At 72.5% G+C, this 14760-nt stretch carries 12 protein-coding genes; 11 read left to right on the forward strand and 1 reads right to left on the reverse strand.

What is annotated here, in order from left to right; translation table 11 throughout:
• Nucleotides 1-8: 8 nt before the first annotated feature.
• Nucleotides 9-1973, forward strand: coding sequence for a serine/threonine-protein kinase (locus RB614_RS22580; RefSeq protein WP_308714581.1), 1965 nt, complete (start codon nt 9-11; stop codon nt 1971-1973).
• A gap of 1 nt (nt 1974) precedes the next feature.
• Here RB614_RS22580 and RB614_RS22585 read toward each other — a convergent pair whose 3' ends face one another.
• On the reverse strand, nt 1975-4368 hold the full coding sequence (locus RB614_RS22585; RefSeq protein WP_308714582.1) for a GcvT family protein: 2394 nt from the start codon (nt 4366-4368) through the stop codon (nt 1975-1977).
• Nucleotides 4369-4493: 125 nt separating this feature from the next.
• Here RB614_RS22585 and RB614_RS22590 point away from each other — a divergent pair, with 125 nt between their 5' ends.
• From RB614_RS22590 to RB614_RS22635, 10 genes are all read left to right on the forward strand, one after another.
• Nucleotides 4494-5537, forward strand: a complete 1044-nt coding sequence (locus RB614_RS22590) for a phosphotransferase (protein ID WP_308714583.1) — start codon at nt 4494-4496, stop codon at nt 5535-5537.
• A gap of 20 nt (nt 5538-5557) precedes the next feature.
• A complete protein-coding gene (locus RB614_RS22595; protein ID WP_308714584.1) occupies nt 5558-7129 on the forward strand; it encodes an amino acid permease in 1572 nt (523 codons plus the stop codon).
• Nucleotides 7130-7198: 69 nt separating this feature from the next.
• Nucleotides 7199-8065: a FadR/GntR family transcriptional regulator gene (locus tag RB614_RS22600; protein WP_308714585.1), complete on the forward strand. Its 867-nt coding sequence runs from the start codon at nt 7199-7201 to the stop codon at nt 8063-8065.
• A 59-nt stretch (nt 8066-8124) separates the two neighbouring features.
• Nucleotides 8125-9528 carry a glutamine synthetase family protein gene (locus tag RB614_RS22605; RefSeq protein WP_308714586.1) on the forward strand — a complete coding sequence of 468 codons (1404 nt, stop codon included), beginning with the start codon at nt 8125-8127 and terminating at the stop codon, nt 9526-9528.
• The gene (locus RB614_RS22610) at nt 9525-10880 is read left to right on the forward strand and encodes an aldehyde dehydrogenase family protein (RefSeq protein ID WP_308714587.1); all 1356 of its coding nucleotides are present in this window, start codon (nt 9525-9527) and stop codon (nt 10878-10880) included. The genes RB614_RS22605 and RB614_RS22610 overlap by 4 nt, the downstream gene beginning before the upstream one ends.
• A gap of 72 nt (nt 10881-10952) precedes the next feature.
• Entirely contained in the window at nt 10953-11717 is a 765-nt protein-coding gene (locus RB614_RS22615; protein WP_308714588.1) for a 3-oxoacyl-ACP reductase, read from the forward strand.
• Between the two features lie 15 nt (nt 11718-11732).
• The gene (locus RB614_RS22620; protein ID WP_308714589.1) at nt 11733-12407 is read left to right on the forward strand and encodes a gamma-glutamyl-gamma-aminobutyrate hydrolase family protein; all 675 of its coding nucleotides are present in this window, start codon (nt 11733-11735) and stop codon (nt 12405-12407) included.
• Nucleotides 12408-12417: 10 nt separating this feature from the next.
• Nucleotides 12418-13149, forward strand: a complete 732-nt coding sequence (locus tag RB614_RS22625) for a gamma-glutamyl-gamma-aminobutyrate hydrolase family protein (protein WP_428983089.1) — start codon at nt 12418-12420, stop codon at nt 13147-13149.
• A gap of 31 nt (nt 13150-13180) precedes the next feature.
• The gene (gene map, locus RB614_RS22630) at nt 13181-14038 is read left to right on the forward strand and encodes a type I methionyl aminopeptidase (protein ID WP_308714591.1); all 858 of its coding nucleotides are present in this window, start codon (nt 13181-13183) and stop codon (nt 14036-14038) included.
• Nucleotides 14035-14748: a VIT1/CCC1 transporter family protein gene (locus tag RB614_RS22635; RefSeq protein ID WP_308714592.1), complete on the forward strand. Its 714-nt coding sequence runs from the start codon at nt 14035-14037 to the stop codon at nt 14746-14748. The genes map and RB614_RS22635 overlap by 4 nt, the downstream gene beginning before the upstream one ends.
• Nucleotides 14749-14760 lie beyond the last annotated feature (12 nt).

Genomic DNA, 14760 nt, shown 5'->3' on the forward strand with positions numbered 1-14760 from the left:
ATACGGCCGTGAACGGGGATGTGGGGTCGCGTGCTGCGCCGCTGCGCAAGGGCGACCCGAAAAAACTGGGGCGGTACGAGCTGGTCGGGCGGCTCGGCGAGGGCGGCATGGGGGTCGTCTACCTCGCCCGTGGCGCCGACGGTCAGCAGGTGGCGATCAAGATGATCCGCGCCGACCTGGCGGTGGACGAGGAGTTTCGCCGCCGCTTCCGCAGCGAGGTCAACCGGGCGCGGCAGGTGCCGCCGTTCTGCACGGCCGAGGTGCTCGACGCCGACCCGGACCACGAGCGGCCCTACCTGGTGGTCGAGTACGTCGACGGCCCCAGCCTCTCCGCCGTCGTCGCCGAGCGCGGCCCGCTCAGCCCGGCCAACCTGCACGCGCTGGCGATCGGCATGGCCACGGCGCTGACCGCCATCCACGGCGCCGGCGTGATCCACCGCGACCTCAAGCCCAGCAACGTACTGCTCCCGCCGGGCAGCCCGAAGGTCATCGACTTCGGCATCGCGCGGGCGGTCGAGGCGACGAGCCACCACACGGCGACGAACCAGTGGCTCGGCACGGTGGCGTACATGGCGCCGGAACGGTTCGGCAGCGACGCCAGCGAGGTCATCACGCCCGCGGCCGACGTCTTCGCCTGGGGCGCCGTGCTGGCGTACGCGGGGACCGGCCGGACCCCGTTCGCGGCCGACTCGCCGCCGGTGGTCGCCGCCCGCATCCTGACCCAGCCGCCCGAGCTGGGCGGGCTGGTGCCGCCGCTACGCGACCTGGTCGAGCGTGCGCTCGCCAAGGACCCGGCCGCCCGGCCCACCTCGCGGGCGCTGCTCGACCTGCTGCTCGCCACCGGCCCGGACCAGCCGCCCGCGGTGGCCGCAGCGCTGGCCCGGCAGCCGGGCCTGCTGGTCGCGGCCGAGGAGGCGCAGGCGGCCACGGAGCAGCGCCCGGAGCACGCGATGACCGCGGTCGCCGTGCCGCCGGAGCTGAAGACGGTCGCCGCGGGCCCGACCGAGGTGTCGCCCACCCACCAGCCGACGGCGTTCCTGCCACCCGCCTCGCCTCCGGCGTCGCCCGCGGCCTCGTCCGCGATGGCGCCTGCCTCGCCCGCGGTGGCCGGCCCGCCCGGCGCTGTTGGCCCGCCGGCCCCGGCCGGGATGGGTGTCGCGCTCCCGCCTTCGGCTCCGCCGCCGGCCGGGCCGGTCACCGTGGAGGTGCCATCCGCGCCGCCGGCCCGGGGCAGCAGCCGCTGGGGCCGCTTCGCGAACGTCGCGATGGCCCTGGCCGTGCTCGTCACCTCGCTGACCGTGGCCGGCATCGCGACCGGCGTGCTCCCCTTCGGCGACGACGCCACTCCGTCCGGTGCGGCGGCCACGCCCAGCGCCGGCTCGCCGGCCGCGCCGACGCCCTCCGCGTCGACCCGGGCCAGCGAGCTCGTCGCCCAGGACCCGCTGACCGCGCCGCGGCTGTGGCAGCTGCGCGAAGACGACGCGCAGCTCACCACCTGCACCTTCGAGGGCGCGCTGGTGGTCACCCGTGGCAAGCAGGGGCCGTACCGCTGCCCCGGCCCGATGGACCAGCTCACCGACTTCTCCATGACCGTGGACGTGCGACTGCGCTCCGAGGGCGCCTGCGCCGCGCTGTGGTTTCGCTTCGTGGCCGCCGCCGGGTACATCGTGCGGGTCTGCCCGGAGGGCTTCTACGTCGGCACCCACGGCGTCGGCGACGGTACGACCGTGCGGGTGCTGCGCACGATGCCGTTCCCGACGCCGATCGCGCTCGACACCCCGACCCGGGTCGGCGTGTCGATGCAGGGCACGACGATCGCGCTGGAACGGGACGGGCAGCAGGTCGGCACCGTGCAGGACTCGACGTTTCGCGAGGGCCGCGTGGTGCTCGGCATCTACCCGGAGACCCCCGACCACGAGCCGCCGTTCACGGTCGCCTTCAACGACGTCGAGGTCCGCTCCTTCACCGGCTAGCTCAGACGCCCCGTACCCGCGCGTTCGCCGGGTCGTAGAGCGGCTCGGCGCGGACCTCGGCGCTCTGCCACGAGCCGAAGACCCCCACCTCGACCTTCGCGCCGACCTCCACTGTGGACGGCAGGTAGGCGTACGCGATGGAGGCGCCGACCCGGTAGCCGTAGCCGCCGGAGGTGACCCGGCCGCAGGGACGGCCGTCGACGCGGACCGGTTCGGTGCCGAGGCAGACCGTGCGCGGGTCGTCCAGCACCAGGCAGCGCAGCCGGCGCGCCGGCCCACCCGCCGCGCGGGCGGCCAGCAGCGCGTCGCGGCCGAGGAAGTCGGTCTCGGTCCGGACCGCGAACGACAGGCCGGCCTCGTCCGGGGTGGTCTCCGGCGTGATGTCGGCGCCCCAGACCCGGTACCCCTTCTCCAGCCGCAGCGCGTCGATCGCCCGGTAGCCGGCGGGGGCCAGCCCGGACGGGCCGCCGGTCGAGAGCAGCAGGTCCCAGAGCGTCAGCGTGTACTCGGTCGGCGCGTATAGCTCCCAGCCGTGTTCGCCGACGAACGTGACCCGCTGGGCGAGCACCGGCACCGGGCCGACGGTCAGCCGCCGGGCCCGCATGAAGCGGAAGTCGAGCGCCTCGTCGACCAGCGGCTGGAGGATGTCGCGGGCGGCCGGCCCCCACAGGCACAGGCAGCCGTACGCGCCGGTGACGTCCTCGACGCCGACCCCCTCGGGCGCGTGGCGGCGCAGCCAGGCCAGGTCGCGTACGCCGGAGGCGGTGCTCGTCACCACCCGGAAGTGCGTCTCGCCCAGCCGGGTGACGGTGAGGTCGGCCTCGATGCCGGCGCGGGCGTTGAGCAGCTGGGTGTACACCACCGTCCCCACTGGACGGTCTACGTCGGCGGCGCACATCCGCTGCAGGAACGACACCGGGCCGCGCACGTCGAGCTTGGCGAAGGAGGACTGGTCGAAGAGGCCGGCCGCGTCCGCCGTCGCGCGGCACTCCGCCTCGATGGCCGGCGACCACACGTGTCCGGCCCAGCCGGCCGGGCGGGGCGCCGAGGGTACGAAGCCGGGCGGCGGCGCGAACCAGTTGACCCGCTCCCAACCGGCCTTCTCACCGAGCGCCGCGCCGAGCGGCTCCAGCCGCGGCCAGGTCGCGGAGCGGCGCAATGGGCGGCCGGCGGACCATTCCGTGTACGGGTACACGACGTCGTAGTAGCGGGAGTAGGCGTCGAGAGCCTTGGCGGTGGCCCACGAACGGCTCGCCGCGTGCGCCCCGAACCGGCGGATGTCCATATGGGACACATCGAATTCCGGCTGGCCGTCCACAATCCACTCCGCCAGCACCTTGCCCACTCCGCCGGCCGCCGCGAGCCCGTGCACGCAGAAGCCCGCCGCCACCCAGAAACCGCCCACCGGCGTCTCGCCGAGCAGGAACTCGCCGTCCGGCGTGAACGCCTCCGGCCCGTGCACCACCCGGTCGATCCCGGCCGCCCGCAGTGCCGGGACCCGGCGCCGGGCGTTCGCCCAGGACTCCTCGAACTTGGGCAGGTCGGGCGGGAAGAGCGTGCGGGCGGTCGCGAGCGGCGCCTCGCCGCCGTCCGGCCAGCACACCTCGGGTGTCCGGATGTAGCCGCCGACCAGCAGCCCGTCACCCTCGCCGCGGAAGTACACGATGTGGTCGGGGTCCCGGACGGTGGGGATGCCGGGGACGTCCGGGGCGTCCAGCGCGGACGAGACCACGTACTGGTGCTTGATCGGCACGATCGGGACGGCGACTCCGGCGAGGCGCCCGACGTGGCCGGCTGCCGCGCCGGCCGCGTCGACGACCGTCTCGGTGGCGATCCGTCCCTGGTCGGTCAGGACCGCCCGCACCCGGCCCCGCTCCACCTCGACGCCGGTGACCCGCACTCCGGTGCGGAACTCGACGCCGAGCTGGCGGGCGCCGGCCGCGAGCGCCGCGGCGAGCGGCTCGGGCCGCAGGTAGCCGTCGCCGGGCAGCCAGCCGGCGGCGCGCACGTCGGAGACGTCCAGCAGGGGCAGGAGCGAGCCGGCCTCGGCGGGGGAGAGCAGCTCCATCTCCAGGCCGTACGTGGTCGCGGCGCTGACCTGCCGCAGCAGCTCCTCCTCGCGTTCCGGCGTGGTGGCCAGCCGCAGCCCGCCGACGCCCCGCCAGCCGGGGTCCAGCCCGGTGCGCTCGCGCAGCTCGGCGTAGAGCGACGACGAATACATGATCATGCGGGTCTGGCTGATCATCGAGCGGAGCTGGCCGACGAAGCCGGCCGAGTGCCAGGTGGTGCCCTCGGTCAGCTCGTGCTGCTCCAGCACCAGGACCTCGGTCCAGCCGAGCCGGGCCAGGTGGTACGCGATGCTGCACCCGGCCACCCCGCCGCCCACCACGACCACTCGCGCTTCTTTCCGCACACGTGAGTCGTATCACCTAATTGGTCAGACCAAAAGAGCTGAGTGGACACTCAAAACGTAACCTGGCGTGTATTGACGCTCCTCAGCCCGCGGGCTGAAACTCAGCCATGGGTGCACGGACGATCCATGTCGAAGACGTGCTGGGACGCGTCTCGATATGGGCTGGCCAGCCGGTCACCCACCGGCCGCTGACGGGCGGCCTTTCGCACCACATTTGGCGGGTCGACACCGAGCCTGCCTTTCGCGCGCGACTGCGGGGCTCGCAGGCGTCGGCCTCCGCGGAGGGGCTGGAGGCCGCCGGAGCTCACTCCTCGCGCACGCAGGGTGGGGCCAGCTACGTGCTGCGCGTGCTCGAACCCGCGGTCTCCGCGGCGGGGTTGGGGGTTCCCCCGCCGTTGGAGATCGAAAACACCCGGCTGGCGGCGGAGTCGGGCGCCGGCGCGCGGGTCTTCGAGGTGCTGCCCGACGTTCCCGCGCTGGTGCTGGAGTTTCTGCCGGGGCGCACACTGGACCCGGCGTCGGTCCGGGAGGCGAGCACGATCCGCCGGGTCGCGGCCGCCTGCCGGCGCCTGCACGCCGGGCCTCGCTTCGGCAACGACTTCGACATCATCGGCAAGCTGTACGAGCTGCTGGACGTGTGCCGCCACCACGACCTGCCGCTGCCGGACGGCTACCTGGAACGGCTCTCCACAGTGGAGCACGTACGGGCGGCGCTGGGCGTCCTCCCGCTGCCGACCGTGCCCTGCCACAACGACCTGCTGGCGGAAAACCTCATCGACGTCTCCGGCGACATCCGGATCGTCGACTACCAACTGTCTGGAAACAACGACCCGACGTTCGAGCTGGGCGACATCGCGGCCGAGTCCGACTTCGACCCGGACCAGGCGGCCGACCTCACCGCCGCCTACTTCGGCGCCGAGACCACGCCCACTCTGGTCGCCCGGGTACGGCTGAACCTGCTGCTCTCCAACGTCACCTGGACGTTGTGGTTCACCGTGCACCACGGCTTGCTCCGGGATCCCGAGTCGACGTTCGACTACTGGGCCGAGGCGGCCGACAAGTGGGGCCAGGCCTGCCGGGACATGGACGCACCGGACCTGGGCCGGCTCATGCGGGCGGCCGCGGGCCGCACGTCCTCCCTCCATCCTTAGTAGACATAGGGAGATCCCTCATGGCAACCACCGCGCCGGCGACGGCCGAGCAGCCCATGGATGACGACGCGCATCGCCTCGCCGAACTCGGTTACAAGCAGGAGCTGCGCCGCAAGTGGAGCGGCTTCTCCAACTTCGCCATCTCGTTCTCGATCATCTCGATCCTGGCCGGCTGCTTCACCACGTTCGGCCAGGCGTGGAACAATGGCGGCCCGATCGCGATCAGCTGGGGCTGGCCGCTCATCTCGCTGTTCATCCTGATCATCGGGTTGAGCATGTCCGAGCTCGTGTCGGCGTACCCGACGGCGGGCGGCATCTACTGGTGGGCGGCGCGGATGGGCAAGCCGATCCACGGGTGGTTCACCGGGTGGCTCAACCTCATCGGGCTCATCGCGGTCACCGCCTCGGTCGACTACGGCTGCGCGACGTTTCTCAACCTGACCCTGTCGGCGCTCTTCGAGGGCTGGGCCGGCACGCTCAACCAGGCGTTCCTGCTCTTCGTGATCATCTTGACGCTGCACGGGATCATCAACATCTTCGGCCACCAGATCATCGACGTCCTGCAGAACGTCTCGGTGTGGTGGCACGTGGTGGGCGCCGCCGCGGTCGTGCTGATCCTCGTCTTCGTACCGGACAACCACCAGAGCATGCAGTTCGTCTTCACCGAGAAGTTCAACAACTCCGGCTTCGCCGGCGGCGACTCGGGCGGGCTGACGTTCTGGTTCTACATCCTGCCGCTGGGCTTCCTGCTCACCCAGTACACGATCACCGGCTTCGACGCCTGCGCGCACGTGTCCGAGGAGACCAAGGGCGCGGCGCTGTCGGCGGCCAGGGGCCTGTGGCGCTCCATCTTCTACTCCGCGATCGGTGGCTGGATCCTGCTGCTCTCGTTCCTCTTCGCGGCGACCAATGTGGACGCGATCAACGAGGCGGGCGGCTTCTCCGGTGCCATCTTCGAGAGCGCGCTCACGCCGTTCTTCTTCAAGGCCGTCATCATCATCTCCACCATCGGCCAGTTCTTCTGCGGCATGAGCTGCGTGACGAGCATGTCCCGGATGACGTACGCGTTCAGCCGGGACGGCGCGGTGCCGGGCTGGCGGCTGTGGTCCAAGGTGGACCGCAACGGCACCCCGGTCAACGCCATCATCGGCGCCACCATCGCCGGCCTGGTCCTCACCCTGCCGGCGCTGTACCAGAGCCCGGCCGGCATCCCGGTCGCGTTCTACGCGGTCGTATCGGTCGCGGTCATCGGCCTGTACCTCGCGTTCCTCATCCCGATCGCGCTGCGGCTGCGGATGGGCGACCGCTTCGTGCCCGGGCCGTGGACACTCGGCCGCCGGTACAAGCTCTTCGGCTGGATCGCGGTCATCGAGATCGCGGTGATCTCGCTGTACTTCATCATGCCGATCGTGCCCGCGGGCGTGCCCGGCAACGACGACTTCAGCTGGTCGTCGGTGAACTACGCGCCGATCGCGGTCGGCGGTGTGCTGGTCCTCGTGGCGATCTGGTGGTACGCCTCGGCCCGCAAATGGTTCACCGGCCCCCGCCGTACGATCGACGAGCCGGAGGCCGCCGCGGAGCAGCCGGCCTAGCCCGAGGGGTGTTCGATGCCGAGCGACGGGGCCGCCGCGCCGCCGGGACAGGAGTCCAGGAGCGCGGCCATGCCCTTGTGGCGCCCCGTCCGCGGCGGCAACGCGTTCGAGATCACGGTGTCCCGGCTGGCCCAGGCGATCAAGCTCGGGCTGGTGGCCGAGGGAGAGCGGCTGCCGGCCGAGCGCGAGCTCGCCGAAAAGCTCCAGGTCAGCCGGGTCACCCTGCGCGAGGCGATCCGCGCGCTGCGGGAGGCGGGCTATCTCGAGTCGCGCCGGGGGCGCACCGGCGGCACGTTCGTCGTCTCGCGGGCGGGGCGGCCACCGGCCCAGCCGCGGGGCTCCGCGGGCCGGCTCGCGCCGCTCGCCTCGGCCCCGGAGGCCGGCTCGGTCCGGGCGGGTCGCGCCGCGCCCAGCTCCGGGTCGAGCCCGGCCCGGGGCAGGTCCGGCCGGAAGTCGGTGACGGCGGCCACCGTCACCCCGCTGGCCCGGCGGGGCGACGCGGCCGAGCTGGCCCGCGAGATGGGCGACGCGCTGCACGACGCGCTCGACTTCCGGCGGGTGGTCGAGCCGGGCGCGGCCGGGCTCGCGGCCAGCCGGGCGCTCGCCGCGACCGACCGGCAGCACCTGGTCGCCTGCCTCACCGCGTCCCGCGACCGCGACCCGGCCACGCGGCGGGTGGCCGACTCGCGGCTGCACCTGGCGATCGCCGGGGCGAGCGGCAGCCCTTCGCTGGTGGCCGCGGTCGCCGACGTGCAGCTCACGCTCGACCGGCTGCTCGCCGCGATCCCGGTCATCAAGCGCAACCTCGACCACTCCGACGCCCAGCACGGCCGGATCGTCGACGCGATCCTCGCCGGTGACCCGGCCGGCGCGCGGTCGCTGATGGAGGAGCACTGCGACGGCACGGCAGAGCTGTTGCTGGGGTTGCTCACCTGATATGCCTATAGCTCAGGAAGATTTGGTATAGCTACAGACCTTTTCCCGGAGGCGCTCTCATGACGGTACGCAGGGCCGCACTGTCGCTGGAAGAGCTGCGCGTGGCGGTCGACGCGGGGCAGATCGACACGGTAGCGCTCGCGCTCACCGACATGCAGGGCCGGCTGCAGGGCAAGCGGTTCCACGCCCGCCACTTCCTCGACGAGGTGGTCGCGCACGGCAGCGAGGGCTGCAACTACCTGCTCGCCGTCGACGTCGACATGAACACAGTGGACGGATACGCGATGTCGTCGTGGGAGCGCGGCTACGGCGACTTCGCGATGGCGCCGGACCTTTCCACGCTGCGCCGGGTGCCGTGGCAGCCGGGCACCGCGATGCTCCTGGCCGACCTGCGGTGGCTCGACGGTTCCGGCGACGTGGTCGCCTCGCCGCGGCAGATCCTGCGCCGCCAGCTCGACCGGCTGGCCCAGCACGGGCTGACCGCGTACGCCGGCACCGAGCTCGAGTTCGTGCTCTACCGCGACTCGTACGAGGACGCGTGGCGGCGCGGCTACCGCGACCTCAGCCCGGCCAACCTCTACAACATCGACTACTCGCTGCTCGGCACGGCCCGGGTCGAGCCGCTGCTGCGCCGGATCCGCAACGAGATGGCCGGGGCGGGGCTGGTGCCGGAGAGCGCCAAGGGCGAGTGCAACCTCGGGCAGCACGAGATCGCGTTCCGGTACGCGGACGCGCTCACCTGCGCCGACAACCACGCCATCTACAAGAACGGGGCGAAGGAGATCGCCGCCCAGGAGGGCATGTCGATCACTTTCATGGCCAAGCCCAACCAGCGCGAGGGCAACTCCTGCCACATCCACTTCTCGCTGCGTACCCTCGCGGGTGGCGCGGCGATGGTCGGCGACGGTAGGCCAGGCCCAGCGGCCGAGAGCGGCGGGAGGGCCCACCTCTCCGCGGTCGGGCAGCGCACGCTTGCCGGCCTGCTCGCCACGATGCGCGAGCTGAGCCTCCTCTACGCACCCAACATCAACTCGTACAAGCGCTACCAGCCCGGCTCGTTCGCCCCGACGGCCGTGCGCTGGGGCATCGACAACCGCACCTGCGCGCTGCGCCTGGTCGGGCACGGCGGCCACTCGCTGCGGGTGGAAAACCGGGTGCCGGGCGCGGACGTCAACCCGTACCTGGCGCTCGCCGCGCTCGTGGCCGGGACCCTGCACGGCATCGAGAACGAGCTGCCGCTGGAGGAGGCGTACGGCGGCAACGCGTACGAGGACGCCAGCGCTCCCCGGGTGCCGGCGTCACTGCGCGAGGCGGTGGGCCTGTGGGAGACTTCCGCCGTCGCGCGCGCGGCGTTCGGCGACGAGGTCGTCGCCCACTACGCCAACAACGCGCGCGTCGAGCTGGCCGCCTTCGACGCCGCGGTGACCGACTGGGAGATGCGGCGGGGGTTCGAACGGCTGTGACGACGACGGATGTGCTCAACCCGGCGACCGGGCAGGTCGTGGCGACGGTGCCGTCGTCATCGACCGACGAGACCGACGCCGCCATCGAGCGCTCGAGGGGGGCGTTCGATTCCTGGCGCCAGGTCTCGCCCGGCGATCGGGCCCGGCTGCTGCGGCGCTTCGCCGCGGTGGTCGACGCGCATCTCGCGGAGCTGGCCGACCTCGAGGTGCGCAACTGCGGGCACACGATCGGCAACGCCCGCTGGGAGGCGGGCAACGTCCGCGACGTGCTCGACTACTACGCGGGTGCCCCGGAGCGGCTGACCGGGCGGCAGATCCCGGTGCCGGGCGGGCTCGACGTGACGTTCCACGAGCCGTTGGGCGTCGTCGGCGTGATCGTCCCGTGGAACTTTCCGATGCCCATCGCCGGCTGGGGCTTCGCGCCGGCCCTGGCCGCCGGCAACACGGTGGTGCTCAAGCCGGCCGAGCTGACCCCGCTCACCGCCCTCCGCCTCGGCGAGCTGGCCTTGGCGGCGGGCCTGCCGGAGGGCGTCCTCACGGTCGTACCCGGGAAGGGGTCGGTCGTGGGGGAGCGGTTGGTGAGCCATCCCGCGGTGCGCAAGCTCTGCTTCACCGGATCCACCGCGGTGGGTAAGCGGATCATGGCGGGCTGCGCGGAGCGGGTGAAGCGGGTGACGCTGGAGCTCGGTGGCAAGAGCGCCAACCTGGTCTTCGCCGACGCCGACCTGGCGGCGGCCGCGGCGGCCGCGCCCGCCGCGGTCTTCGACAACGCCGGCCAGGACTGCTGCGCGCGGTCCCGGATCCTGGTCCAGCGATCCGTGTACGACGAGTTCCTGGCGCTGCTGGAGCCGGCGGTGCGGGCGTTCCGGGTGGAGGACCCGGCGCTCCCGACCGCGCAGATGGGGCCGCTCATCTCGGCCGGGCAGCGGGCCACCGTGTCGTCCTATGTGGAGGGTGCGGAGGTGGCGTTCACCGGCTCGGTCCCGGCCGGCGCGGGGTTCTGGTACCCGCCGACCGTGCTGCTCGCCGGCTCGCCGGCCGAGCGGCACTGGCGGGAGGAGATCTTCGGGCCGGTCGTGTCGGTGCTGCCCTTCGACGGCGAGACGGACGCGATCCGGCTGGCCAACGACACCGAGTACGGGCTCTCCGGCTCGATCTGGACCCGCGACGTGGGGCGGGCGATCCGGGTGGCGCGGGGCGTGGAGTCGGGCAACCTGAGCGTCAACTCCAACTCGTCGGTGCGCTACTGGACCCCGTTCGGCGGCATGAAGCAGTCCGGGCTCGGCCGCGAGCTGGGCCCCGACGCGTTGCACGCCTTCACCGACGTGAAGAACGTGTTCATCGCATCGTGATCGAAGCTCCCGCCACGTCGTTCTAGCGACGTGAGGGGAGCTTCGATCACCCAAAGCAGCGAGAGGAGTGGCATGGAGCGTCTTGCCGGGCGTGTCGCGGTGGTGACCGGGGCGGGCAGCGGGATCGGGCTGGCCAGCGCCCGCCGGCTGCACGCCGAGGGTGCCCTGGTGGTCTGCGTCGACATCGACGAGGCGAAAGGCAAGGCGGTCGCCGCCGAGGTGGCCGGCGAGTTCGTGGCCTGCGACGTGACCGGTGAGGCGGCCGTGCGCGACCTCTTCGACGGGGTGGTGGCGCGGCACGGGCGGGTGGACGTCGCGTTCAACAACGCCGGCATCTCGCCCCCCGACGACGACTCGATCCTGGTCACCGGGATGGCGGCGTGGGAGCGGGTGATCAAGGTCAACACCACGAGCGTCTACCTCTGCTGCAAGTACGCGATCCCGCACATGCGGCGCCAGGGCAAGGGCTCGATCATCAACACCGCCTCGTTCGTCGCGCTGATGGGGGCGGCGACCAGCCAGATCGCGTACACGGCGAGCAAGGGCGGGGTCCTCGCGCTCAGCCGGGAGCTCGGCGTGCAGTTCGCCCGGGAGGGGATCCGGGTCAACGCGCTCTGCCCCGGGCCGGTGGCGACGCCGATGCTCATGGAGCTCTTCGCCAAGGACCCGGAGCGGGCCGCGCGGCGCCTCGTGCACGTACCGATGGGGCGCTTCGCGCAGCCGGAGGAGATCGCCGCCGCGGTCGCGTTCCTCGCCAGCGACGACGCGTCGTTCGTGACCGCGTCCCAGTTCGTGGTCGACGGCGGCATCACCGGCGCGTACGTGACCCCGCTCTAGGGTAGGAACGCACAGATGCGTCCGATTATCGGAATCACCTCGTACGTGGAGCCCGCCGCCTGGGGCGTGTGGCACGACGTGCCGGCCACCCTCCTGCCGCACTCGTACGTCCGCGCGGTCGAGGCGGCCGGCGGGCGGGCGATCGTGGTCCCACCCGACCCCTCGGGTGCGGAGATCCTGCGCGTCCTCGACGGCCTGGTCCTCGCCGGCGGCCCCGACGTCGACCCGGCCCGGTACGGTACGCCGGCCGACCCGCGCACCGACAGCCCGCGCCGCGAGCGAGACGCGGGGGAGTTCGCACTGGTCGGCGCCGACCTGCCGATCCTGGGCGTGTGCCGGGGCATGCAGTTGCTCGCGGTCGCGTACGGCGGGCGGCTGCACCAGCATCTGCCCGACGTCCTGGGGCACGACAAGCACCGCCCGGCGCCCGGCGAGTACGGCTCGCACGGCGCCCGCTTCCTCCCCGGCAGCCTCGTCGACCGGATCATGGCCGGCGACGGCGAGGTCAACTCGTACCACCACCAGGGCGTCGCCGACGCCGGGCGGCTCACGGTCACCGGCTGGGCCGACGACGGCACGATCGAGGCGGTGGAGGACCCGGCGCGCCCCTTCCTGCTCGGCGTGCAGTGGCACCCGGAGGTGGACGGGGACGCCCGTCCGTTCCGGGCGCTGGTGGAGGCGTCACGATAAGTTGGGGCCCATGGGGCGGCCCTTGATTGGTTTGACCACTTACGCCGAAGACGCCCGGTTTGGCGTCAACGACACCTTCTCCGCCGTGCTCCCGCTGTCGTACGTGCACGCGGTGCACGAGAGCGGCGGCCGGGCGGTCCTGATCACCCCGGACGCGCCGGACACCGACGTGCTGGACGGTCTCGACGGGATCATGTTCACCGGCGGCTCGGACGTCGACCCGGCGCTCTACGGCGAGCCACCCCACCCCGCCACCAAGGTCAAGCCGCAGCGCGACACGGCCGAGCTGCTCCTGCTCCGCGCGGCGGTCGAGGCCGACCTGCCCGTGCTCGGCGTCTGCCGCGGGATGCAGCTGATGGCCGTCGCGTACGGCGGGCGCCTCCACCAGCACCTGCCCGAGGTGCTCGGCCACGAGGGGCACCGGCCGGAGCGCCGGGCGAGTGCCAACGGGCGCGGCCCCAAGTTCGCCCACCATCCGGTCCGCCTGCGGCCGGGATCCCGGGCGCACGCGATCCTCGGCGACGAGCTGGTCGTCAACTCGTACCACCACCAGGGCGTGCGCGACCCGGGCGGGCTCACGCCGGTGGGCTGGTGCCCCGGCGACGACCTCGTCGAGGTGGTCGAGGACCCGAGCCGCACGTTCGTCCTCGGCGTGCAGTGGCACCCCGAGGACACCGACGACTTCCGGGTCTTCGAGGCCTTCGTGGAGACGGCCAACGCCCGCAAGATGGCGTTGCGGTAACCGCCGCACGGCCGGCGCTAGGGTGGATGCCATGACCGACCGTGCCCCACTCGTGCCGGGCCAGATCTCGCCCTGGCGCCAGGTGCCCGCCAGCATTCCCCGCCCGGAGTACGTGGGGAAGAAGCGGCCCAAGGAGTGGCGCGGTTCGCACGTGCAGACGCCCGAGACGATCGAGCGGATGCGGGTCGCCAGCCGGCTCGCCGCCCAGGCGACCCAGCTCGCCGGCGAGCACTGCAAGCCGGGCGTCACCACCGACGAGATCGACAAGGTCGTGCACGAGTTTCTCTGCGACCACGGTGCCTACCCGTCGACCCTCGGCTACAAGGGCTTTCCGAAGTCCTGCTGCACCAGCCTCAACGAGGTGATCTGCCACGGCATCCCGGACTCCACGGTGCTCGAGGACGGCGACATCATCAACGTCGACGTGACCGCGTTCATCGGCGGGGTGCACGGCGACACCGACGCCACGTTCGGAGTGGGCGACGTCTCCGAGGAGGCGCGGCTGCTCGTCGAGCGCACCCACGAGGCGATGATGCGGGGCATCCGGGCGGTCGCGCCGGGCCGCCCGATCAACGCCGTCGGCCGGGTCATCGAGGCGTACGCGCGCCGCTTCGGGTACGGCGTGGTGCGCGACTTCACCGGGCACGGCATCGGCGAGGCGTTCCACAGCGGCCTGTACGTGCCGCACTACGACAACCCCAAGCTCGACGTGGTCATGGAGCCGGGCATGACGTTCACCATCGAGCCGATGATCACGCTCGGCACCCACGAGTACACGATGTGGCGCGACGGCTGGACGGTCGTGACCAAGGATCTCAAGTGGACCGCCCAGTTCGAGCACACGATCGTGGTGACCGACGACGGGCACGAGATCCTGACCTTGCCGTGACGGCCGATAGACCGGCAGCCCTCGACCCCAACCACCACGCCGACGTCTCCGGCGGCTGGCTCCGCGCGGCCGTGTTCGGGGCGATGGACGGTCTGGTCACCAACATCGCGCTGATCGCCGGCGTCGGCGGTGGCGGGGTCTCGCCGCGGAGCATCGTGCTCACCGGCGTGGCCGGCCTGGTCGCCGGCGCGATCTCGATGGGGCTCGGCGAGTACACCAGCGTCCGCACCCAGAACGAACAGGTGGCCGCCGAGGTGGCCAAGGAGCGGCGGGAGCTGGAGCGGTTTCCGGAAGCCGAGGCGGACGAGCTGGTGCGGGCCTGGACCGGCCGGGGCATGCCGCGCGAGCTGGCCGAGGAGGTCGCCGCCGTGCTCAAGCGCAACCCGGAGGAGGCGCTGCGCTTCCACGCCCGCGAGGAGCTCGGCGTCGACCCGGAGGAACGGCCCAGCCCGTGGATCGCGGCCTGGTCCTCGTTCGTCTGCTTCTCGATCGGGGCGGTCGTGCCGCTGCTGACCTACCTGCTCGGCTTCGACCAGCTGTGGCTGGCGCTCGCGGTCGGCGGCGTGGGGCTCTTCCTGGCCGGCGCGCTGGTCGCCCGGTTTACCAAGCGGTCGTGGTGGGGCAGCGGCCTGCGCCAGCTCCTTCTCGGCGCCGCGGCGGCGGCCGCCACGTACCTCATCGGCAGCCTGATCGGCGTCAGCGCCGCGTGATCGAAGCTCCCG

It is taken from the genome of Phytohabitans maris (assembly GCF_031085175.1).
Taxonomy (GTDB): Bacteria; Actinomycetota; Actinomycetes; order Mycobacteriales; family Micromonosporaceae; genus Phytohabitans; species Phytohabitans maris.

Bases quoted from the DNA above. Each gene is read 5' to 3' on its own strand.
- RB614_RS22605 (WP_308714586.1), top strand. From the start codon at position 8,125: ATGACGGTACGCAGGGCCGCACTGTCGCTGGAAGAGCTGCGCGTGGCG.
- RB614_RS22590 (WP_308714583.1), top strand. From the start codon at position 4,494: ATGGGTGCACGGACGATCCATGTCGAAGACGTGCTGGGACGCGTCTCG.
- map (WP_308714591.1), top strand. From the start codon at position 13,181: ATGACCGACCGTGCCCCACTCGTGCCGGGCCAGATCTCGCCCTGGCGC.
- RB614_RS22620 (WP_308714589.1), top strand. From the start codon at position 11,733: ATGCGTCCGATTATCGGAATCACCTCGTACGTGGAGCCCGCCGCCTGG.
- RB614_RS22595 (WP_308714584.1), top strand. From the start codon at position 5,558: ATGGCAACCACCGCGCCGGCGACGGCCGAGCAGCCCATGGATGACGAC.
- RB614_RS22625 (WP_428983089.1), top strand. From the start codon at position 12,418: ATGGGGCGGCCCTTGATTGGTTTGACCACTTACGCCGAAGACGCCCGG.
- RB614_RS22600 (WP_308714585.1), top strand. From the start codon at position 7,199: ATGCCCTTGTGGCGCCCCGTCCGCGGCGGCAACGCGTTCGAGATCACG.
- RB614_RS22615 (WP_308714588.1), top strand. From the start codon at position 10,953: ATGGAGCGTCTTGCCGGGCGTGTCGCGGTGGTGACCGGGGCGGGCAGC.